The following is a 19,992-nucleotide window of genomic DNA, read 5'->3' as shown; positions in this document are numbered from 1 at the left end:
GAGCCATTATCCCGTGAGGTTGAGAGGAACTTCCGGGCGCGTTTCGACGTTCTTCGATACAACCTAAGGAGTCGCGCCATGAACGATTTTGTAGCCCGCCCCGAACATGGAATTGCCTGGATCTCAGGCGCAAGCTCCGGCATCGGCCGGGCACTGGCGCTGAAATTGGCAACCGAAGGCTACAAGGTCGCCGTGACCGCCCGAGACCACGAAAAGCTTGCCGAACTGCAATCGGAAGCCAACGGTCTTGCGGGCAGCATCATCGTGCTGGATGGCGACGTTACCAATCCCGAAGACATGGAGCATGTGCTCGCATCGATCGAATACGAGCATGGCGCGCTGGCGCTCGCTGTCTTCAATGCGGGGGTCTATTTGCCCGTGCATGCGGAAGAACTGCGCCGCGAGGATTTCGAGCAGAGCTTCGCCGTCAATCTGCAGGGCGTAGTCAATTGCCTCGTGCCTGCCGTGCGTCACATGAAGCACAAGGGGCAGGGGCAGATCGCCATCGTCTCCTCGGTCACAGGTTATGGTGGCCTGCCCACGGGCGCTGCCTATGGCGCCACCAAGGCTGCCCTGATCAACATGGCCGAGAGCCTGAAATTCGACCTCGACAAGATGGGCATCCGCATCCAGCTCATCAATCCTGGTTTCGTCGACACGCCCGCCACCCGCAAGAACGAATTCCCGATGCCGTCTCTGGTCCCGGTCGACGAGGCGGCGGCCGAGATTTATGCGGGCCTGAAGTCGAAGAATTTCGAGATCACCTTCCCGAAGCGCTTCACCTACACGCTGAAGGCTCTCAACCTGTTGCCCTACAGCCTGTACTTCTGGCTGGTGAATCGCGCGACCGGCTGGCAGGAGCGCCCACGCGCCGATGGTCGCCGCCCGGTGACGCCAAGCCCTGCGGAATAGCTCAGGCGTCATTGCCGACAAGCGATCAGGAGGTTGATGAGGATATAGACGAGGCGGATGGCGACCGGGACAGGAGGTCGACTGTCTGGTCCCGCCACCCGCTCTCGTCAGCTCCGCGAAAAGACGACCTGGCGGACGTCTATGTTTCGGGCGCGGAAACCTGCTTCACAATAAAATAAATAGAACTCCCAGAGCCGCTTGAAGCGCTCGTCGAAGCCCAGTGGGCGAACTCGTTCCCAAACGGACCAAAAACGCTCTCGCCATTCGGCCAGAGTACGTGCGTAGTCTAACCCAAAACCGAAGTCCCGCACCAGTGACAAATTCACTTTTCGCCCAAGTTCGGCCAAATGTTCGCGGGTCGGTAGCATGCCGCCAGGAAAAACGTACTTCTGGATGAAGTCTGGATTGCTTCTGTACTGTTCGAAGGACTCGGGCCGAATCGTTATGATCTGCAGACCGGCCTTGCCGCCGGGCTTCAGGCACTGCTCGAGCTTGGAGAAATAGGCGGGCCAATATTTCTCGCCGACAGCCTCGAACATCTCGATCGAAACGATCTTGTCGTAGACGCCTGTCTCGTCGCGATAGTCCTGAAAGCGGAAATCGACCTTGTCGCTGAGCCCTGCCTTGCGGATACGCTCCTCGGCGAAGGCCAACTGCTCGCGGCTGATCGTGAGACCCGTGACCCGACAATTCAGCTCGCTGGCGGCAAACTCGGCGAACCCGCCCCATCCGCAGCCGATCTCGAGCACGTGGTCTCCAGGCTTGATCCCGGTTGCCTCGGCGAGAGCCCGGTACTTGGCGTTCTGAGCCGACTGCAGGTCGTTGGCGCCGGTGGAGTAAAGCGCCGACGAATAGGTCATCGTCGGATCGAGCCACTGCTTGTAGAAGTCGTTGCCGAGATCGTAATGCGCCGAGATGTTCCGCTTCGAGCCCTTTCGGGTGTTCGTATTCATCCAGTGGCGGATGCGCTCGACGAGACGGGGCAGGCCACGCTTGCCGTTGGCATAATCCTGGATCGCCTCGTCGTTGACGATGAAAAGCTCAAGGAACGCTGCGATATCGGGGCTGTCCCAATCGCCATCCATGTAGCTCTCGGCCACGCCGATCGTGCCGTTGGAAAGCGCCCGGTAGCAGATGTTCCAGTTCTTCAGGTGAATCTCGGCGTGCTGCCCGAGCGTGCTGCCGGTCACCCGCACCACGCGACCATCGGGAAACGCGATCGTCAGCGAGCCATGCTGCATGCGAAGCAATGCCCTCAGCGCCAGCTTGGCGCGCAGCGGCAGTCCCTTCGAAACCTGTCCGATATTCTGCTGCGTCAGCTGGATCGCGTTGCGTTGAGAATCGGTCAAGTCGCTAGCATCACTCATGGTTTTCTCCTCCGGCAAGATTTGGCCGGTTCAGGACGACGATGCGCTGAAAATCTCCGCCCCCCGGCGATTGCTTTGAACGCTATCGTAAAATTTCGAAAATCCAAACAAATTTCCAATCATATGTTGCGCGCAATCGACGCATCTATCTGAGCGCGCTTTTGTCATTCCGCTGCCTCCGCCGTCTCGAGCGGCGCGACGACGCTGACGGGGGCGGGTGGTGCAGGCTTTGCGATGTATTTCGCGCCTTTCAGCCACAACTTCAGCGCCTCCCAATGAATCCCGCCGACGATCTTGATCGGCAGAAACGGAACGGCAGCCGTCAGCCACGCCAGATTCTTCGTCGTGAGCCCTACCTGTCGTCCCGAGAAGGTCGCCGCAAGCAGTGGTCCATCGGCGTCGGTTTCCAAAATCCGCCAGCGGATCTCCTTGCCGGGCGGCAGCATGCGGAAATTGTATCGCATGCCCATCTCGATGAACGGCGAGACGTGAAAGATCTTGTCGCAGCTCTGTCGAACGCCGGTGTCGCTGACCTCGCCTGAGCCGACAGGGCAGACGTATGTGTGCCGTTCGCCGAACGTGTTGCGAACCTCGTAGATCATCGCCATCAGCTGATCATGCTTGTCATAGGCATGGTAGACCGAAAGCGGGTTGAAGACGTAGCCGAGGATGCGGGGGTAGCAGACCAGCACGATGCGCTGGGCACGCAAGCCCGCCTGCGCCAACAGTTCGTCGGCATGCGCCCTGGCGCCCATCCGGCCGCCATGATCGCTCTCATGGAACGACACGGCATTGCGCTTGTTCACGGAAAACAGCGCGGACAAACGATCCGCCTCATCAAGCCGGTCGAGATCGATTGCCATCGAGAACACGCGATAACGAAAGCGGTGGCCGAAGGGTTTCATGCGCTGGTGCATGACGTCGCCGACATAGAGCGATGCCGCGGCTTCGGGCGGCGGCCCGTTGTCGCGCATGCTCACGCCTCGTCCTTCGCGTTGCTGCGTCATGCGACGGCGTCCAGCTCCGGTTCGACGTTATCAGTCTTGAGCGTGCTCCACGGCAGCGCCGCGCCGAGCGCCTTGGCGGCTGCAAGGCCAGAACTCAACCCGTCCTCATGGAACCCATAGCCCGTCCAGGCGCCGGCGAAGTAGCAGCCATTGCGCCCCTGTATATCCATAAGCGCGCGCTGCGCCTGAACGCTGTCGGCGGAGAACTGCGGATGCTCGTAGCTGAACTCCGCGAAGACCTTGCGCGGGTCGGGCTCGCGATCGGGGTTGAGCGTCACGAACAACGGGAAGCGATCGTCGATCGCCTGCAGCTTGTTCATCCAGTAGGTGACGGCGACATCGGCGTTACCGTTAGCCGAGCTGGAACGAAGGTAGTTCCAGGACGCCCAGACCTTCCGGCGCTGCGGCATCAGCATCGGATCGCGGTGGAGCACCACCCTGTTCGGCTGATAGGGAACCGCCGCCAGCAGCCGTTTTTCCTGCTCGGTCGCATCGACGAGCATGCGCCGCGTCTGATCGCTATGCGCGGCAAGGATCACCTTGTCGAAGCGGCGCTCCTCGCCGCGGTCATCAACGATGGTGACGCCGGTCTCGGTCCTGATCACGGCGCGCACGCCGAGCCCGAGCTTCAACCGGTCGCCCAGAGGCTCAAGCAGTTTTTCGAGATAGTTGCGGCTTCCGCCGGTCACCGTGCGCCACTGGTGCTGCCTGGAATAGATCAGGCGGTGATTGTCGAAGAAGTTGACGAAATGCTCGGCCGGAAACTGCATCATCTTCGCCGCCGGCGTCGACCAGATCGCAGCTGCCATCGGCACCAGATAATTGTTGGTGAACCCCGGCGAGAAGCCGCGCCAGTCGAGATAGTCGCCGATCGATCGCGCGGCGAGGTGGCCGGCGGCGCGGTCGATGAGGCAGGTCTTGTTGAAGCGCAGGATCTCGCGGATCATCAAGAGGAAGGACGGGCGCACCAGATTGCGTTTCTGCGCGAAGATCGAAGACAGGCCGCTGCCGCTCCACTCCAGCTTGCCATGGTCGAGCGACAGCGAAAAGCTCATGTCGCTGGCATGGGTGGCGACGCCGAGCCGCGCAAACAGCGCGGTCAGTTTCGGGTAGTTCGGCTCGTTGTAGACGATGAAGCCGGTATCGACGGGAATGTGCACCCCATCGTAATCGACATCAACGGTGGCAGTGTGGCCGCCGGCGCGCGTTTCCTTCTCATAGAGCGTTACGTCATGCAGCGGATTGAGCGCCCATGCCGCCGATGCCCCGGAGACGCCGGAGCCGATGACCGCGATCTTCAAGCGACTGTGCGGGTGGTGAAAATGGGCGTTCATGCTGCGTCCTTTACGGCGTTGTAGGCTTTCAACGCCCGGTCGCGGGCGGTCGCGTGGTCGACGATCGGCTTGGGATAGGTTTCGCCAAGCTTGATATCCGCCTTGTCGAGCACACTTTGAGGTGCCGCGAATGGCTTGTGGATGTATTTGCTGTCGAGCGCCGCAAGCTCGGGAACGAACTCGCGGACATAAGCGCCATCGCGATCGAACTTCTCGCCCTGCAGCACCGGATTGAAGATACGGAAGAAGGGGGCGGCATCCGCCCCGCAGCCCGCCACCCATTGCCAGCTCGCCGCATTGCTTGCCGGGTCGGCATCGACAAGCGTGTCGCGAAACCAGGCTTCGCCGCGACGCCAGTCGATCATCAGATCCTTGATCAGGAACGAGGCGACGATCATCCGCACCCGGTTGTGCATGAAGCCGTGCTTCCAGAGCTGACGCATGCCGGCGTCGACGATCGGATAGCCGGTCATGCCCTTGGTCCAAGCGCGGAAATGCGCGGTGCTGTTGCTCCATTCGAACCCATCGAAACGGTCGTTCCAATTGGCGTATGGCAGCTTCGGAAAGTGAAACAGCAAATGGTAGGAGAATTCGCGCCAGGCGAGCTCCTTGCGGAAATGAACGAGATCGTCCGACGGCACGTCAAGGCCGCGCGTCTCCTCCCATATGCGCGCAGGCGATATCACGCCGAGCGCCAGATAGGGGGACATCATCGAGGTCGACTGCTTGGCCGGAAAGTCACGGTCGGCCTTGTAGCCTTCGAGGCTCTGATCGAGAAAATCCGCAAGCCGCTCGCGCGCCGCCTCTTCTCCGGCAGTCCAGACCTCGGCGAAATCCTTGGCCCAGTCCGGCTTGGTCGGCAGAAGCCTCCAGGACGGCAATTTCTCGCTTGCTGGCAGTGGTGCTGCAAAGTGTGCCTTCTTGGGCGCATCAACAGGATGGGGCGGCTCGCCGCCGCCTTCGAGTGCCCGCCAGAACGGCGTATAGACGCGGTAGGGCGTCCCACCACCCGTCTTCAGCCGCGACGGCTCATGCAGCAGCTGGCCGGCGAAGCTCTGCGCATCCAGGCCCTGCTGCTCGAGCTCCCGCTTGATGCGCGTGTCGATTGCGATTCCGGGCGGATCGTAGCGGCGGTTCCACATGACGGTGTCCGCGCCGGTCTTCTTGATCAGGTCGACGAGCACATCGAGCGCATCGCCGCTCACAAGATTGAGCGAGCCGCCAAGCGCTTCGATCGATGCCGTGAGCGACACGAGCGAATGATGCAGCCACCACTCTTGCGCGCCGCCCAAGGGCCCGGTGCCGGAAGAGGAGGGCTCACGGATGTAGAGGGGAATGATCGGGCGTCCGGTGCGGCAGGCAGCATGCAGCGCATGATTGTCGTCGAGGCGAAGATCCTTGCGAAACCAGAGGATAAGCGGCTTTGCGGCATCGTCGGACAATGAATGTGATCCCCTTGTTTCTGTGTTGCTTCTGTTACGAAGCTACGGGGAGTGTGGATCAAAAGTTTCAGCCTGAATAAAGATTTAACGCGGCACATCGGTAAATTATCCGACAGCATCGGAGGTTGCGCGCGTCGCGGGTCGCCTGGCGGGTCGATCGTCGCCCTCAGGCGAGATCGGCATGCCGATTTTTCCCCTTGTTCGCGCATGCAGGGATGCTCATTCCTTTAATCCACTAAAAAGATAGAGAATACTGCTCTCATCAGATGGCGGCCCGAAAAACGCAGCCGCACAGGAGAGACGACGATGAGTATCATCCGGCATTTCGATCGCCTTTGCACCATCCGCGACCAGCTGGAAGCGAGGCTCGAGCTGCACGAGGCGCGATATTGTTTCGGCAGCGAGGATGTCGAGGACGGCACGGGTGCCGATCTGCGCGAGCGCATCATGCAGATGACGGACGAAATCTCTGCGCTCATGCACAGCCCGCGCTATTCCGATTTTTAGGAGGGAGCGATGACCGCGACACTGATCATCCCCGGCCTCTACGGGTCCGGCGAGGGCCACTGGCAGCGATACTGGCTCCGAGATCACCCCGATAGCGTTCTGGTGGAGCAGGACGACTGGGACGATCCCTTGGTCGATCGCTGGGCCGACCGGCTCGAAGAGGTGCTGCTCGAGCACGGCGAGGCCTATATCGTCGCCCATAGCCTCGGCTGCCTGCTAACGGCGAAGTTCGCCGACCGGCCATCGGCGCGCCGCATCAAGGGCGCGCTCCTCGTCGCCCCCTGCGACCTGCGCCCCACGGAACAGCGACACCCGGATGCCGCCATCCGCTTCGGGCCGATGCCGACACGGGCGTTGCCGTTTCCCAGCATCACCGTTGGCAGCCTTAACGACCATTACATGGAGCTCGACCGACTGACGCTTTATGCGCGTCTGTGGAAGACCGAGCTTAGAAACATCGGTCTGGCTGGCCACATCAATATCGCAAGCGGCTTCGGTCGCTGGACCGGCGGCTATGCGCTTTTCGACAATCTCAGGGAGAAGGCGAAGGCGCCAAGGCGATACGTAGCCGACCACACATCGCACACCTCGCTTGGCTGATCGCCATTGCCGTTCGATGTAAACGTATGTGCCGGTATCACCCGAACGGTGAAGCGCGACAGTTGTCGTAATGCTGTAATGTGGTCCCCATCGATAGCATGTGACGGATGGGAGGCCGGATATGTGGTATGAAGTTGCCTTGGCCATGACACTCGTGGCGTTTACGCTCAGCAGTTGCCAGACGGTGGTCACAAATACGCCGACGCAGATGTCGACGGCGAAAATGAACTGCGATCCCGCCACCAACCGCTGCCAGACCCCCGAATTCGGCATCAAGCAGAAAGCCCGCAAGGGCCAGAGGGTGTCATGGACGATGCAGCCGGCCGAGGGCTGGCGTCTGACTGGCAATCCGAAAACCACTTTCGCCGGCAAGGGCGTCTACGATGTGACTGTTACCGCATGGGACGCCAACTCGCTGACTTGCCAGTGGCACGCGGAGGGCGATTCCAAGCTCTTCGCCAGCGACGGCTGGGTCGCCGGCTACTGCTACGCCGACGCCGAACTGATCCCGCCGCCGGCACCGGTCAAAGTCCGTTCGACAAAGAAGAAAAGATAACGATCCCTGATCGCATGACCGCCGCGGCAAGCACCGCCGGCGGTCACGATCACGTGTTTTAGCAGAGCCGAACGGAAAGCGGCCCCGCTGCCATTGACAAGCACGCCGGTCCGGGCGGAAACGGTTGCAGCAATAACCCTCAGAGGCGCGCTGTCGGCAGCGCTCCGGACAGTTTTCTCATGGATGCATCAGCAGTTCACCAGGATAGCGTTCTGCGCCATCCCGGCTATCTCAATTTCGCGGCTTCCCGCGTCTTTTCCTCTCTCTCCTTTCAGTGCGTCGCCATCGCCATGGGCTGGATGATCTACGATCAGACCCATAGCGCCTTCGCGTTGGCCATGGTTGGGCTCTGCCAGTTCCTGCCGATGGTGGTGTTGACCTTCGTGGTCGGCCACGTCGCCGATCGCTTCGACCGAAGGCGTATCGGCCTCGTCTGCCAGCTGATCCTCGCCACCGTGTCGGCAGCACTTGCCGTCGCCACCTGGCAGAACTGGCTGACGCCGGCGGGCATCCTGACGGCGGTGACGATCATGGGCGCGACCGTCGCCTTCGAGCGCCCGACGATGGCGGCACTTCTCCCCAGCATCATGCCGCCCTCGCTGCTGCAGCGCGCTGTGGCGACATCGACCTCGATGATGCAGACGGCGCTGATCGTCGGACCGTCGCTGGGTGGCCTGCTTTATGGCGTCGATGCCGTCGCTCCTTTCGCCGTGGCCGCTGTCCTGTTTACCGTTGCAAGCGTCAACGTCATTTCGATCCGCATGGAATGGACGCCGAGCAAGCGCGAACCGGTCACGCTCGCTTCGGTCTTTGCCGGCGTCTCCTTCATCAAGAGCAAGCCGGTGATGCTCGGCACCATCTCGCTCGACCTCTTCGCCGTTCTGCTGGGCGGCGCCACTGCACTTCTGCCGATGTTCGCCAGCGATATCCTGCATGCCGGCCCCTGGGGCCTCGGCATGCTGCGCGCGGCCCCGGCCGTCGGCGCTCTCTCCATGTCGATCGTTCTGGCAAGACGCTCGCTGACCAGCAAGGTCGGAGCGAAGATGTTGACCGCCGTGGCTGTGTTCGGCGTCGCGACGATCGTCTTTGCCGTATCGACCAACATCGCGCTCTCGATCGCCGCGCTGCTGGTGGTGGGCGCTGCCGATACGGTCAGCGTCGTGGTGCGCAGCTCGCTGGTTCAGCTTCTGACCCCGGATTCGATGCGCGGACGTGTGAACGCCGTCAACTCGCTCTTCATCGGCACCTCGAACCAGCTCGGCGAATTTGAATCGGGCATGCTGGCCGGCATGATGGGTCCCGTCGCCGCCGGCGTCATCGGCGGGGTCGGAACCATTGTCGTGGTGCTCCTTTGGACCCGGCTGTTCCCGGATCTTCGCAAGGTCGACACGCTGCAAGGGTAGGGTGCCCAGCCACGACGAGCGTTCGCCTAGCGTGACCTAAGAAATTTACGTGGCGTTTGGTGGATGTGCGCTAGCTTAATAGCAGAGACAGTTTCGAGGAGAGGTCCATATGAAGCGAATTTCAAACGTCGTGGCCGCGATCACGCTGATCGGCCTTTCGGCGCTCACGACAGGATGCGCGGGCTACCCGACATCCGCGGGGTCCGCATCCGGCTATGTGCCAGGCGATTCCATGAACCGCGCCTGCTCCGATGGCTTCAGGCCGAACGAAGGACGCTCCTGCGGCTATTGATATCGCCGCTTCGTCTTTATCCCCGTGGCTAGATCGCCCACGGGGATGAAACAATCGCACCGCCGCCGAGAGAAGCTCGGCGCGAAACCTATCGTTTTGATTTCGGAAAAGAAAAAGGCCTGCATTTTTCAATGCAGGCCTTTTAGAAACTGGCTCCCCGGGCCGGATTCGAACCGGCGACCTGTCGATTAACAGTCGAATGCTCTACCGCTGAGCTACCAGGGATCACCGCTCGCCGCGGTGTGAGTGGGCTAATACAAATGCTTGCTCGATTTGCCAAGCGGTTTTTTCAAAAAAATGACATCTCCTTGCAATCATTCAGGTTATCCCCACATGCTGTGGATGACCGAGACCCCAAAAAACACCGCCAAACGCTTTGGCATCGATCACACCACCGGCCACATCGTTATGGGGCCGACCCGCATTCCGTTGCCGAAGTCGCGCATAGCAAGGCTTTTGATCGGCGGACTGCTGATTTTTGGCGGATGTCTCGGCTTTCTTCCGATTCTCGGCTTCTGGATGATTCCGCTCGGCGTGCTGGTGCTGTCGCACGACCTGCATGTTGCGCGGCGAATGAGACGACGATTTTCGGTTTGGTGGCACAGGAGGCGGAATTCCGCCTCCTGATATTAATCGCTCAGGCGAAAAGGCCGGCGATCCAGTAGAAGGCGGCGGCGATCAATGCGGCGGCCGGCAGCGTCACCACCCAGGCGACGACGATATTGCCCGCAAGGCCCCAGCGCACTGCAGACACCCGCCGCGCCGCACCGACGCCGATGATCGCGCCGGTGATCGTGTGTGTGGTCGAGACGGGGATCCCGAGCCATGTGGCGCCGAACAGCGTCAGCGCGCCGCCGGTCTCCGCGCAAAAGCCCTGCATCGGGTTCAGCCGCGTGATCTTCGATCCCATCGTGTGCACAATGCGCCAGCCGCCGAACAGCGTGCCGAGCGCCATTGCCGACTGGCAGGAGAGCACCACCCACAGCGGCACATGGAAGCTGCCGCCGAGATAGCCCTGCGAATAAAGCAGGATGGCGATGATCCCCATGGTCTTCTGCGCATCATTGCCGCCGTGTCCGAGCGAATAGAGCGACGCCGAGACGAACTGCATGATGCGGAAGGTGCGGTCGACCGCGAAAGGTGTCTGCCGCACGAAGAGCCATGAGACGATGAGCACGAGAAATAGCGCCAAAAGGAAGCCGATCATCGGCGACATGAGGATCGCGCCGGCTGTCTTCAAGAGACCGCTCCAGACGATCGAGCTGAAACCGACCTTGGCGAGCCCCGCACCAACCAGCCCGCCGACGAGCGCGTGCGACGAACTTGAGGGGATGCCGAACACCCAGGTGACGATATTCCAGATGATCGCGCCCATCAGCGCCGCGAAAATCACCATGGGCGAGACGATGGCCGGATCGATGATGCCGGTCCCCAGCGTCTCGGCGACATGCAGTCCGAAGAACAGGAAGGCGATGAAATTGAAGAAGGCCGCCCAGGCGACGGCGAACTGCGGCCTCAGAACGCGCGTCGAGACGATCGTCGCGATCGAGTTCGCCGCATCATGCAGCCCGTTCAGAAAGTCGAAGAACAGCGCAACCGCGATCAGCCCGGCAAGCAGCGGGAAGGCAAGGGTGGCATCCATCAGACGTTCTCGATCACGATGCCGCTGATCTCGTTGGCGACGTCCTCGAAGCGGTCGACGACCTTTTCGAGCTCGCCGTAGATCTCGCTGCCGATGATGTAGGCCATCGGGTTGGTGGCGCCGTGCTTGTGGAAGAGGTCTTTCAGCCCCTGATCGTGCAGCTCGTCCGACCGTCCCTCGATCCGCGTCACAGCTTCCGCGATCGCCGTCAGGCGAGGGGCGTTGGCGTTGATTCGGTCGAGAAGCGGAATGGCCTCCGCGATCATATGGGCGGCCTCGACGATCGTCTTGCCCATCTCCTGCATCACGGGATCGAAGCTCTTCTGCTCGAACAGGCGGATGGTCTTGACCGTCTTGTGCATCATGTCGATGGCGTCATCCATCGACTGGATGAGGTCCTTGATGTCGACGCGGTCGAACGGCGTGATGAAGCTGCGGCGAACGGCGAGCAGGACATCGCGGGTGATATCGTCGGCCTCGTTCTCAAGCGTGACGATGCGGGCGCAGTGCTTCTCGGTGTCGTTTCCGGAAAGCAGTTCGTTCAGCGCTTCGGCCGCACCCACGACTGTTTTCGCGTGCTGCGCGAAGAGATCGAAGAACCGGTCTTCGCGTGGCATGAGTTTCCGAAACCAGCTCAGCATAGTATCCATCCATGAAAGGGTATTGTCATAAAAGTGTCATAAAGCAGCGACCGAACCAATGAAAGTGCCAGAGGGGCATTCGGGGCGCAGGGTTAACCCACACGAAATCGCCGCATTCACTGGCGAATGCTGAGCAAAACCAAGTGATTGGAACGAGTTGCCGAAATGCGCGTTATCCCGCCATGGGACAACGATGAAGCATCTCTGTGGATTGTGAGGTCTGAAATGAAGAAATTGGCCATTATCGCCGTGGCACTGATGACATCGCTGGGAGGTATATCGCCTGCCAGCGCTTTCGACGTCAGGGGTAAGCAGTACGACTCCATTCTCGGGGCTAACCCTGCGGATGTGAATCGCCACAACTGGGACCGATGCGGCCCGTATCGCAACTGCAATGGCAATAGGGATCGCTATCGCTATAGCGACCGTGGTCGCGATTACTATCGCCGCGACTACAATCGCTACGACGACCGCTACTATCGCCGCCATAGCGACAACACCGGCGCGATCATCGGTGGCCTGGCAGCAGGCGCCATTATCGGCGGCGCGCTCGCGGCACAGCCGCGCTATCGCTCCGGCGATTCGCATGTCGACTATTGCTACAGCCGCTATCGCTCCTATCGTGCGTCGGACAATACCTACCAGCCCAACTACGGGCCCCGCCGTCAGTGCGTAGGTCCGTGATCGAGCCAACGCCAAGATTGGAATAGATACTGATGAACCTGATCGCTGAATGGCGGTCAGGTTTTTTAATGCGGGGAGATTCACGAGTTTCGATATGCGGGCACGCACGGGCCGCGTACTGCTAACGCGCCACGTATAAACACATCATCTGTCGGTGAGAAATTTGGAGGCCTCGCCCGGAATTGAACCGGGGTACAAGGATTTGCAGTCCTCTGCGTCACCACTCCGCCACGAGGCCTCACGACGCTTACTTTCGAAAGCGTGGGCGGCATTTAGAATGAATAGAAAACAAGCGCAAGAGGGTTGTTCAAAAACCTGGGAGATTTCAGGCGCCAAAATTCGCCACGGATATCGCCGGCCGAAAGCCGCTTTAATGGCAGCACCAAGGCCGTCGCGGTCTCTATTCAGTTCCCACGCAACGAAACGAGCGGCGACACACCATTGGTCGCGACACCGGGCACGCTCGCATGCACAAGCGGTATCATCACGACGATCGCGAACAGGCCTCCGATAAAGAGGCCACCCAAAAGAGCTGATTTCGACATGACACCCCGCTGGCCATCGTTCTTATTGGTTAAAGTCATCGCTAATTAAGCTGACGATCACCTGAACGTGTTGGTTGCGGGAGACGATGTCCGAAACTCAGCCTGTCTCTTTTCCGAGCAAGCCGCAGCACATGATCGCGATCAGCGCGGCGACGATGAAAAAGTCGAACAGCGAGAAATATTCAGCTATGACTGACATGATCTTCTCCTCCTTATTCCTCCGGTTGCAATATTATCACAATCTTATGAACGTCACCATGGATTTTTCTGAAGGTCCTAGGCGAATGGCCACACCGTCCGAATTCTTGCTGCAGTCGCTCAGGAAGCCTTGAAAGCCGGTTGCCCTGCGATTAAGACACGGGTGAGCAATAAGCGCTTTTCATTGGGCGAGAGGACACTATGAATTTCGAGACGGCACGCGCCAACATGGTCGACAACCAGATCCGCACCACGGATGTCACCTCTCACTCTGTTCAGGCCGCTTTCCTTGCCGTGCCGCGTGAGGCTTTCGTGCCGGAAAAGTCCAAGGCGATCTCCTATATCGATACCGACGTCGAAATCTGTCCGGCGCAGGCGGGCAAGCCGGCTCGTTTCCTGATGCAGCCGTCGCCGCTCGCCAAGCTGCTGCAGCTTGCAGCCGTGACCAAGGATGACGTCGTTCTCGATGTCGGCTGTGGCACGGGTTATGTCTCCGCACTCTTCTCCAAGCTCGCCGGTTCGGTTGTCGCTCTCGAAGAAGACGAAGCGCTTGCCGCCGAGGCAACGGCAAACCTCGCCGATTACGCCAACGTCTCCGTCGTAACGGGATCGCTCGAAGCCGGTAGCGCCAAGGGCGCGCCTTATGACCTGATCTTCGTAAACGGCGCGGTGGAAGAAGTTCCGGCTTCGCTCTTCTCGCAGCTGCGTGAAGGTGGTCGCCTTGTCACCATCAAGGGATATGGCGGCTCGGCGCGTGCGACTGTGTTCGTCAGCGAGCGCGGCGCGGTCTCCGAAAACGTCTTCTTCAACGCTTCCGTGAAGCCGCTGCCGGGCTTCGCCAAGGCACGCGAATTCGTGTTCTAAGCAACGAATAGCGCGGTTTTTGAAGATGCGGGCGCCACTGGCGCCCGTTTCTGTTTGAGGTCAACACTGTGCAAGGCGGTTGACCTTCCAGAAAACTGTGCAAAGCGGCAGTCATTTGATTCGCGATGATTTTTTTCCCCGATCGGCTATCCTACAGTCTGGGTGATTCGGATGCCGACACCTCGCAATCCGGTCGTTGTTTGAGAGTAACGGGGATAGATATGGCTCAGCCAAGCGTAGCGCGTGAACCGTCCATGGAAGAAATCCTGGCGTCGATCCGCCAGATCATCGAAAGCAATGAGCCGGGCGCGGGCAGGGCACTCTCCTCATCGCTGCCGCCTGTTTACGGTGATGATGAAGACGATCACGGCTCCGACATTCATCTGACTGTTGATCAGGCCTATGCCGGCGTGGAATTCCCCGATCCCGCACCGCAGCAGACCGATCCGCGCTTCGTCGCCGCCAACTCGGCCGGCTCTGCACCGGCTCAGGAAGCGCCGCGCGCCGCCATGTCGCTCGCGGATGTCGCCGCCCGCGTTCGCGCCGCCTCTGAGCGCAACACGCTGCAGCCGCAGCGCGAACCGCCTCTCGAGTTCCGCCAGCAGCCGGCGCCCGTCGCACCGGCTCCCGTCATGGAAGCGCAGCCACAGCAGCAGGCAGTCGAGGAGCACCCGGTGATGCAGCAGGCTGCTCCCGCGCCGCAGCGCGCGCCCGAGCCCGTGCTGGCTGACGAGCCGGCCGCGATGGCGTTCGAAATGCCGTCTCAGCAGCCGGTGGCAGTCGAGGCCGAAACCGTTCAGCCCGCGGCAGCGCCGGTTCAGGAGCAGGTCGCCATCGCTCCGCCCATGGCTGCTTCGCCCATGTCCGCTACGCCGATGTCCGCCGCGCCGGTCGCAACACAACCGCTCTACGCCGAACCGGTCTCCGCACCGCTGTCGGATCGTCTTCTGCCGAGCCTGATGGAAGAAGCCCAACAGTCGCTGCTGTCGCAGGATGCCGGCCTGCAGATCGCCCGCTCCTTCGAGGAACTGGCCGCCGCCATCGATGGTGCCGAGCGCCGCTCGCTGGACGAGATCGCCGAAGACATGCTGCGCCCGATGCTGCGCGACTGGCTCGACGACAACCTGCCGACCCTGGTCGAGCGCCTTGTGCGCGAAGAGATCGAGCGCGTGGCGCGCGGCCCGCGCCGCTGATCGGATCCGTCGCTTTTTACAAAGAGCCGCTCCGGTCCCCGGGGCGGCTTTTTTATTGACTTGCTGGCGGGCATCCTATTTACAACCCGCATCCAGAAAACCTCCAGATTTGGTCCAAAAATGCTCGAAAAGACCTACGATTCCGCAGCCGTTGAACCGAAGATCGCCGCGAAATGGGACGAGGCGGACGCTTTCCGCGCGGGCGCGAACGCCAAGCCGGGCGCCGAAAGCTTCACCATCGTGATCCCGCCGCCGAATGTGACGGGTTCGCTGCACATGGGCCACGCGCTGAACAACACGTTGCAGGACATCATGGTCCGCTTCGAGCGCATGCGCGGCAAGGACGTGCTATGGCAGCCGGGCATGGACCATGCCGGCATCGCCACGCAGATGGTCGTCGAGCGCAAGCTGATGGAACAGCAGCTTCCGGGCCGCCGCGACATGGGCCGCGAAGCCTTCATCGAGAAGGTCTGGGAGTGGAAGAACGAGTCGGGTGGCCTGATCTTCAATCAGTTGAAGCGCCTCGGCGCTTCCTGTGACTGGTCGCGCGAGCGCTTCACCATGGACGAGGGTCTCTCGGAAGCCGTCCTCGAAGTCTTCGTCAGCCTCTACAAGGAAGGCCTGATCTATAAGGACAAGCGTCTCGTCAACTGGGACCCGAAGCTGCTGACCGCGATCTCGGACATGGAAGTCGAGCAGCTGGAGGTCAAGGGCAATCTCTGGCACTTCCGCTATCCGCTGGAAGCGGGCGTCACCTACCAGTACCCGATCGCTTTCGACGAGGAAGGCAAGCCGACGGAATTCGAGACGCGCGACTACATCGTCGTCGCAACCACCCGTCCGGAAACGATGCTCGGCGATACCGGCATCGCGGTGAACCCTGAAGACGAGCGCTACAAGTCGATCGTCGGCAAGCATGTCATCTTGCCGATCGTCGGCCGCAAGATCCCGATCGTCGCGGATGATTACGCCGATCCGACCGCCGGCACCGGCGCCGTCAAGATCACGCCTGCGCACGACTTCAACGACTTCGAGGTCGGCAAGCGCGCCGGTTTGCGCGCCATCAACGTCATGAACATTGATGCCTCGATCTCGATCAAGGAGAACGAGGACTTCCTCGAAGGTCTCGATCATCCGGCCGCCCTGCATGGCGCCTGGGACCGTCTGGAGGGCCAGGACCGTTTCACCGCCCGCAAGATCATCGTCGAGATTTTCGAAGAGGCCGGCCTGCTCGACAAGATCGAGCCGCACAAGCATGTGGTTCCGCATGGCGACCGCGGCGGTGTGCCGATCGAGCCGCGCCTGACCGACCAATGGTGGGTCGACAACAAGACGCTGGCCCAGCCGGCGATCGCGTCGGTCCGCGAAGGCCGCACCAATTTCGTGCCGAAGAACTGGGAGAACACCTATTTCCAGTGGATGGAAAACATCCAGCCTTGGTGCATCTCGCGCCAGCTGTGGTGGGGTCACCAGATTCCCGCCTGGTACGGTCCCGATGGCCAGGTCTTCGTCGAGAAGACCGAGGAAGAGGCGCTGCAGGCTGCCATCCAGCACTACATCGCCCATGAGGGACCGTGGAAGGCTTGGGTCGAGGAGAAACTCGAGAACTTCCAGCCGGGCGAAATCCTGACGCGCGACGAAGACGTGCTCGACACCTGGTTCTCGTCCGCTCTCTGGCCGTTCTCGACCCTCGGCTGGCCGGAAAAGACCCCCGAGCTTGCGCGCTACTATCCAACCAACGTGCTCGTCACCGGCTTCGATATCATCCCGTTCTGGGTTGTCCGCATGATGCAGATGGGTCTGCATTTCATGAAGGACGAGGACGGCGTTCCGGTCGAGCCATTCCACACTGTCTATATTCACGCGCTGGTTCGCGACAAGAACGGCCAGAAGATGTCGAAGTCCAAGGGCAACGTCATCGATCCGCTGGAACTGATCGACGAGTACGGCGCCGACGCGCTGCGCTTCACGCTGGCGATCATGGCGGCCCAGGGCCGCGACGTGAAGCTCGATCCGGCCCGCATCGCCGGCTACCGCAACTTCGGCACCAAGCTGTGGAACGCCACACGCTTCGCCGAGATGAACGGCGTCGTCAACGACCCGCATTTCATTCCCGAGGCCGCCGAGCTCACGGTCAACCGCTGGATCCTGACGGAACTGTCCCGCACCGAACGCGATCTTACCGAGGCGATCGAAGCCTATCGCTTCAACGATGCCGCCGGCGTGCTCTATCGCTTCGTCTGGAACCAGGTCTGCGATTGGTATCTCGAACTGCTGAAGCCGATCTTCGGCGGCACGAACGAGGGCGCCAAGAAGGAGGCGCAGTCCTGCGTCGCCTACGTGCTCGAAGAGATCTACAAGCTGCTGCATCCCTTCATGCCCTTCATGACCGAAGAGCTTTGGGCGCATACGGCAGGCGAGGGCCGTGAGCGTGATGGCCTGGTCTGCCACGCCGAATGGCCGTCGCCGTCCTACGCCGACGACGCGGCAGCCGACGAGATCAACTGGCTGATCGACCTCGTCTCCGACATCCGCTCGGTTCGCTCCGAAATGAACGTACCGCCGTCGGCCGTAGCCCCGCTCGTCTTCGTCAACGCCAACAGCCTGACGCGTGACCGGCTGTCGCGCCACGATGCGGCGATCAAGCGCCTCGCGCGTGTCGACGGCATTTCGCTGGCCGAGCAGGCGCCGAAGGGTGCTGCCCAGATCGTGGCCGGCGAAGCGACGGTCTGCCTGCCGCTCGGCGCGCTGATCGATCTCGGTGCCGAGAAGGCCCGCCTTGAAAAGGCGATCGCTAAGACCGAGGCCGAAATGGCCAGAATCAACGGCAAGCTCTCCAACGAGAAGTTCGTCGCCAACGCCAATCCGGAGGTTGTCGCGGCCGAACGGGAACGTCTGGAAGAGCTGACTGTTCAACTCGCGAGCCTCAAGATCGCGCTCTCGCGTGTAGATGAAGCTTCGTAAAATCAACTTTCAATAGTATTTCATTCCAAGGCGCCCGATGAAGAATCGGGCGCTTTTTTCGAAAAATTAACCGTAATCGGGCCTTCCGCCGCCACAACTTGGCCGGCGGCACGCCATTTTTCAGCTTTTCCACGAAGTTTTTGCTAAAAATCAAACTGTTGTCAGAAGGTAACATATCTGTGCTCGTATAGAACGATCACCCTATCACCTGATCGATTCCAGGATTTTTTGAGATACATTTTCTAAAATGAGGAAATTTTGACGTGCTCGTCAATTTTTTACGTAAAGCATCCATTAGCTCACTTTTCAATCGCGCCCGGTCACGAAGTTGCCATTTTAACCTCTCGCCGTCACAGTCCCACCATCGCAATTGCCTCAGTGGGGGAGACACCTTGGCATCTCGTAAGGTTCTGGCGGCAGCCCTGCCGCTTGTTATGATTTCGGCGCTCACCCAGCCTGCCCTCGCGGGCGGTCTGGATCGCGGCGGCTATAATATCGATCAGTTGTTCGATGCATCACAGTTCTCCGTCCAGTCGGGCGTGATCTATGTCATGCCGCAGCGCAAGCTGAAGAATGTAAGGGATACAGCTACCTCGGCATACCCGGGCGGCGGCAATCTGAACAACCGGCCGAACACTGCCGATGATACGGAAAATTACGCAATTCCGTACGTAGGCCTGAAGGGCGGCTTCGGCGATGCTGTCGACTGTTTGCTTGATTATTCCGAGCCCTTCGGAGCGCACACCAATCCGGGTGCGAACTGGGCCGGTGCAAACAACAACATCGAAACCAAGATCACCACGCACAATTATGGTGCGACCTGCTCTTACAAGTTCGACGCTGGTCCGGGCGAGTTCCGTATCATCGGCGGCACCTTCTATCAGGAAGTCGAAGGCTTCAAGGAGCGCCTAGTCAGCACGGTTCCATCACTGCTCGGCACCGGCAACGGCGTCGGCCGTCTGGATCTCGAGGACAGCGGCTGGGGTTGGAGAGCGGGCGTTGCCTTCGAGATTCCTGAGTACGCGTTGCGTGCCAGCCTCATGTACAACAGCCGCGTCAAGTACGACAGCCTCAGCGGCACCGTCGATCTCACGCAGGTCCGTGCGCCGATCGCTCCACTCAACGCCGCACCATTTGGCGTCGTCACCAACGTCTATGGTGAAGCGGAAGCTCCGGATTCGCTGGAATTGAAGCTCCAGAGCGGCATCGCGCCGGACTGGCTGGCTTTCGGCTCCGTCAAGTGGACGAACTGGAGCGTTCTGCAGTCGATCGCTCTTTGCCCCGTCGCAACACGCGGAACGAGCTGCACGGCGAAGAACCAGCTGACTTCGCTCGACCTGCTTTACCAGGACGGCTGGACGGTTACAGGCGGTATTGGCCACAAGTTCAACGATCAGTGGAGCGGGGCGGTTAGCGTCACCTGGGATCGTGGCACGAGCCATGGTTACGGTGCGCAGACGGATAGTTGGACGCTTGGCGTCGGCGCAGCCTACAGCCCGACCGAAAACATCGAGTGGCGGCTTGCCGGCGCGGTTGGTGTCCTGACGAGCGGTTCGTCGGGCGTTCTGACCGAAGGTGGTGTCACCTACGGCAACGACGTCTCCTACGACTTCGGCAACGATCTCGTGGCGGCCATCTCCACCAGCATCAAGGTCAAGTTCTGACCTACCAAGATCAGTGCAAGTGAAAGCCCGGCAAACTGTCGGGCTTTTCTTTGTCTGGGCGCCATTAAGCATGCTCTCGTCACGTGTCATTTTGTGACGATTCAGCAACAGTTTTTTTTGAGTGTTGGCGTATGATGGGCTCCATCACGAATTGTCCATTTCCCGCCACAAACTAGG

The 19,992-nt window shown here is 60.5% G+C and carries 18 protein-coding genes and 2 tRNA genes; 12 read left to right on the top strand and 8 right to left on the bottom strand.

Translation table 11 applies throughout. The annotated features are described in order from the left end of the window. The first annotated feature begins 78 nt into the window (after window positions 1-78). Window positions 79-912: an SDR family NAD(P)-dependent oxidoreductase gene (locus D460_RS0118735; protein ID WP_018900114.1), complete on the top strand. Its 834-nt coding sequence runs from the start codon at window positions 79-81 to the stop codon at window positions 910-912. A gap of 107 nt (window positions 913-1,019) precedes the next feature. Here the strand turns inward: D460_RS0118735 and D460_RS0118730 are convergent, their stop codons facing one another. The 4 genes from D460_RS0118730 to D460_RS0118715 form a co-directional block, all read right to left on the bottom strand. After that, window positions 1,020-2,279, bottom strand: a complete 1,260-nt coding sequence (locus tag D460_RS0118730) for a cyclopropane-fatty-acyl-phospholipid synthase family protein (RefSeq protein WP_018900113.1) — start codon at window positions 2,277-2,279, stop codon at window positions 1,020-1,022. A 164-nt stretch (window positions 2,280-2,443) separates the two neighbouring features. Beyond that, window positions 2,444-3,286 carry a DUF1365 domain-containing protein gene (locus D460_RS0118725; RefSeq protein ID WP_026283299.1) on the bottom strand — a complete coding sequence of 281 codons (843 nt, stop codon included), beginning with the start codon at window positions 3,284-3,286 and terminating at the stop codon, window positions 2,444-2,446. After that, a complete protein-coding gene (locus D460_RS0118720) occupies window positions 3,283-4,620 on the bottom strand; it encodes an NAD/FAD-binding protein (protein WP_018900111.1) in 1,338 nt (445 codons plus the stop codon). Before D460_RS0118720 ends, D460_RS0118725 begins: the two co-directional genes overlap by 4 nt. Then, the gene (locus tag D460_RS0118715; protein WP_018900110.1) at window positions 4,617-6,062 is read right to left on the bottom strand and encodes a deoxyribodipyrimidine photo-lyase; all 1,446 of its coding nucleotides are present in this window, start codon (window positions 6,060-6,062) and stop codon (window positions 4,617-4,619) included. The genes D460_RS0118720 and D460_RS0118715 overlap by 4 nt, the downstream gene beginning before the upstream one ends. 306 nt (window positions 6,063-6,368) lie before the next feature. On the opposite strand from D460_RS0118715, the gene D460_RS0118710 reads away from it, so the two are divergent. The 5 genes from D460_RS0118710 (at window position 6,369) to D460_RS0118690 (ending at window position 9,420) form a co-directional block, all read left to right on the top strand. After that, on the top strand, window positions 6,369-6,569 hold the full coding sequence (locus D460_RS0118710; protein ID WP_018900109.1) for a hypothetical protein: 201 nt from the start codon (window positions 6,369-6,371) through the stop codon (window positions 6,567-6,569). 9 nt (window positions 6,570-6,578) lie between these two features. After that, window positions 6,579-7,169: an alpha/beta hydrolase gene (locus tag D460_RS0118705; protein ID WP_018900108.1), complete on the top strand. Its 591-nt coding sequence runs from the start codon at window positions 6,579-6,581 to the stop codon at window positions 7,167-7,169. Window positions 7,170-7,290: 121 nt separating this feature from the next. Then, on the top strand, window positions 7,291-7,725 hold the full coding sequence (locus D460_RS0118700; RefSeq protein ID WP_018900107.1) for a hypothetical protein: 435 nt from the start codon (window positions 7,291-7,293) through the stop codon (window positions 7,723-7,725). A gap of 179 nt (window positions 7,726-7,904) precedes the next feature. Beyond that, entirely contained in the window at window positions 7,905-9,128 is a 1,224-nt protein-coding gene (locus D460_RS0118695; protein ID WP_018900106.1) for an MFS transporter, read from the top strand. A gap of 109 nt (window positions 9,129-9,237) precedes the next feature. Further along, window positions 9,238-9,420: a hypothetical protein gene (locus D460_RS0118690; protein ID WP_018900105.1), complete on the top strand. Its 183-nt coding sequence runs from the start codon at window positions 9,238-9,240 to the stop codon at window positions 9,418-9,420. A 150-nt stretch (window positions 9,421-9,570) separates the two neighbouring features. Here D460_RS0118690 and D460_RS0118685 read toward each other — a convergent pair. Then, a tRNA-Asn gene (locus tag D460_RS0118685) sits at window positions 9,571-9,645 on the bottom strand. A 117-nt stretch (window positions 9,646-9,762) separates the two neighbouring features. On the opposite strand from D460_RS0118685, the gene D460_RS0118680 reads away from it, so the two are divergent. Continuing rightward, the gene (locus tag D460_RS0118680; RefSeq protein ID WP_026283298.1) at window positions 9,763-10,047 is read left to right on the top strand and encodes a hypothetical protein; all 285 of its coding nucleotides are present in this window, start codon (window positions 9,763-9,765) and stop codon (window positions 10,045-10,047) included. 10 nt (window positions 10,048-10,057) lie between these two features. Here the strand turns inward: D460_RS0118680 and D460_RS0118675 are convergent, their stop codons facing one another. Next, complete coding sequence (locus D460_RS0118675; RefSeq protein WP_018900103.1) at window positions 10,058-11,062, bottom strand: inorganic phosphate transporter; 1,005 nt, start codon at window positions 11,060-11,062, stop codon at window positions 10,058-10,060. Then, complete coding sequence (locus D460_RS0118670) at window positions 11,062-11,703, bottom strand: DUF47 family protein (RefSeq protein ID WP_026283297.1); 642 nt, start codon at window positions 11,701-11,703, stop codon at window positions 11,062-11,064. The genes D460_RS0118675 and D460_RS0118670 overlap by 1 nt, the downstream gene beginning before the upstream one ends. Window positions 11,704-11,928: 225 nt before the next feature. Between D460_RS0118670 and D460_RS0118665 the strand changes: the two genes are divergently transcribed. Continuing rightward, on the top strand, window positions 11,929-12,387 hold the full coding sequence (locus D460_RS0118665; protein WP_018900101.1) for a BA14K family protein: 459 nt from the start codon (window positions 11,929-11,931) through the stop codon (window positions 12,385-12,387). A gap of 164 nt (window positions 12,388-12,551) precedes the next feature. Here the strand turns inward: D460_RS0118665 and D460_RS0118660 are convergent. Further along, window positions 12,552-12,625, bottom strand: a tRNA-Cys gene (locus tag D460_RS0118660). A 706-nt stretch (window positions 12,626-13,331) separates the two neighbouring features. On the opposite strand from D460_RS0118660, the gene D460_RS0118645 reads away from it, so the two are divergent. The 4 genes from D460_RS0118645 (at window position 13,332) to D460_RS0118630 (ending at window position 19,815) form a co-directional block, all read left to right on the top strand. Then, complete coding sequence (locus D460_RS0118645; RefSeq protein ID WP_018900097.1) at window positions 13,332-13,994, top strand: protein-L-isoaspartate O-methyltransferase; 663 nt, start codon at window positions 13,332-13,334, stop codon at window positions 13,992-13,994. A gap of 221 nt (window positions 13,995-14,215) precedes the next feature. Further along, on the top strand, window positions 14,216-15,187 hold the full coding sequence (locus D460_RS0118640) for a DUF2497 domain-containing protein (protein WP_026283295.1): 972 nt from the start codon (window positions 14,216-14,218) through the stop codon (window positions 15,185-15,187). Between the two features lie 120 nt (window positions 15,188-15,307). Continuing rightward, window positions 15,308-18,151: a valine--tRNA ligase gene (locus tag D460_RS0118635; RefSeq protein WP_018900095.1), complete on the top strand. Its 2,844-nt coding sequence runs from the start codon at window positions 15,308-15,310 to the stop codon at window positions 18,149-18,151. Between the two features lie 434 nt (window positions 18,152-18,585). Then, window positions 18,586-19,815 carry an OmpP1/FadL family transporter gene (locus D460_RS0118630; RefSeq protein ID WP_155947787.1) on the top strand — a complete coding sequence of 410 codons (1,230 nt, stop codon included), beginning with the start codon at window positions 18,586-18,588 and terminating at the stop codon, window positions 19,813-19,815. Window positions 19,816-19,992: the final 177 nt, after the last annotated feature.

Source organism: Rhizobium sp. 2MFCol3.1 (genome assembly GCF_000377565.1).
Classification (GTDB): domain Bacteria; phylum Pseudomonadota; class Alphaproteobacteria; order Rhizobiales; family Rhizobiaceae; genus Rhizobium.
The sequence above is the reverse complement of the archived record's forward strand: the minus strand, read 5'-3'. Positions and strand labels throughout refer to the sequence as shown.

Bases quoted from the DNA above. Each gene is read 5' to 3' on its own strand.
- D460_RS0118700 (WP_018900107.1), top strand. From the start codon at position 7,291: ATGTGGTATGAAGTTGCCTTGGCCATGACACTCGTGGCGTTTACGCTC.
- D460_RS0118640 (WP_026283295.1), top strand. From the start codon at position 14,216: ATGGCTCAGCCAAGCGTAGCGCGTGAACCGTCCATGGAAGAAATCCTG.
- D460_RS0118725 (WP_026283299.1), bottom strand. From the start codon at position 3,286: ATGACGCAGCAACGCGAAGGACGAGGCGTGAGCATGCGCGACAACGGG.
- D460_RS0118690 (WP_018900105.1), top strand. From the start codon at position 9,238: ATGAAGCGAATTTCAAACGTCGTGGCCGCGATCACGCTGATCGGCCTT.
- D460_RS0118680 (WP_026283298.1), top strand. From the start codon at position 9,763: ATGACCGAGACCCCAAAAAACACCGCCAAACGCTTTGGCATCGATCAC.
- D460_RS0118735 (WP_018900114.1), top strand. From the start codon at position 79: ATGAACGATTTTGTAGCCCGCCCCGAACATGGAATTGCCTGGATCTCA.
- D460_RS0118670 (WP_026283297.1), bottom strand. From the start codon at position 11,703: ATGCTGAGCTGGTTTCGGAAACTCATGCCACGCGAAGACCGGTTCTTC.
- D460_RS0118665 (WP_018900101.1), top strand. From the start codon at position 11,929: ATGAAGAAATTGGCCATTATCGCCGTGGCACTGATGACATCGCTGGGA.
- D460_RS0118730 (WP_018900113.1), bottom strand. From the start codon at position 2,279: ATGAGTGATGCTAGCGACTTGACCGATTCTCAACGCAACGCGATCCAG.
- D460_RS0118645 (WP_018900097.1), top strand. From the start codon at position 13,332: ATGAATTTCGAGACGGCACGCGCCAACATGGTCGACAACCAGATCCGC.
- D460_RS0118710 (WP_018900109.1), top strand. From the start codon at position 6,369: ATGAGTATCATCCGGCATTTCGATCGCCTTTGCACCATCCGCGACCAG.
- D460_RS0118630 (WP_155947787.1), top strand. From the start codon at position 18,586: ATGATTTCGGCGCTCACCCAGCCTGCCCTCGCGGGCGGTCTGGATCGC.
- D460_RS0118720 (WP_018900111.1), bottom strand. From the start codon at position 4,620: ATGAACGCCCATTTTCACCACCCGCACAGTCGCTTGAAGATCGCGGTC.
- D460_RS0118695 (WP_018900106.1), top strand. From the start codon at position 7,905: ATGGATGCATCAGCAGTTCACCAGGATAGCGTTCTGCGCCATCCCGGC.
- D460_RS0118635 (WP_018900095.1), top strand. From the start codon at position 15,308: ATGCTCGAAAAGACCTACGATTCCGCAGCCGTTGAACCGAAGATCGCC.
- D460_RS0118705 (WP_018900108.1), top strand. From the start codon at position 6,579: ATGACCGCGACACTGATCATCCCCGGCCTCTACGGGTCCGGCGAGGGC.
- D460_RS0118675 (WP_018900103.1), bottom strand. From the start codon at position 11,062: ATGGATGCCACCCTTGCCTTCCCGCTGCTTGCCGGGCTGATCGCGGTT.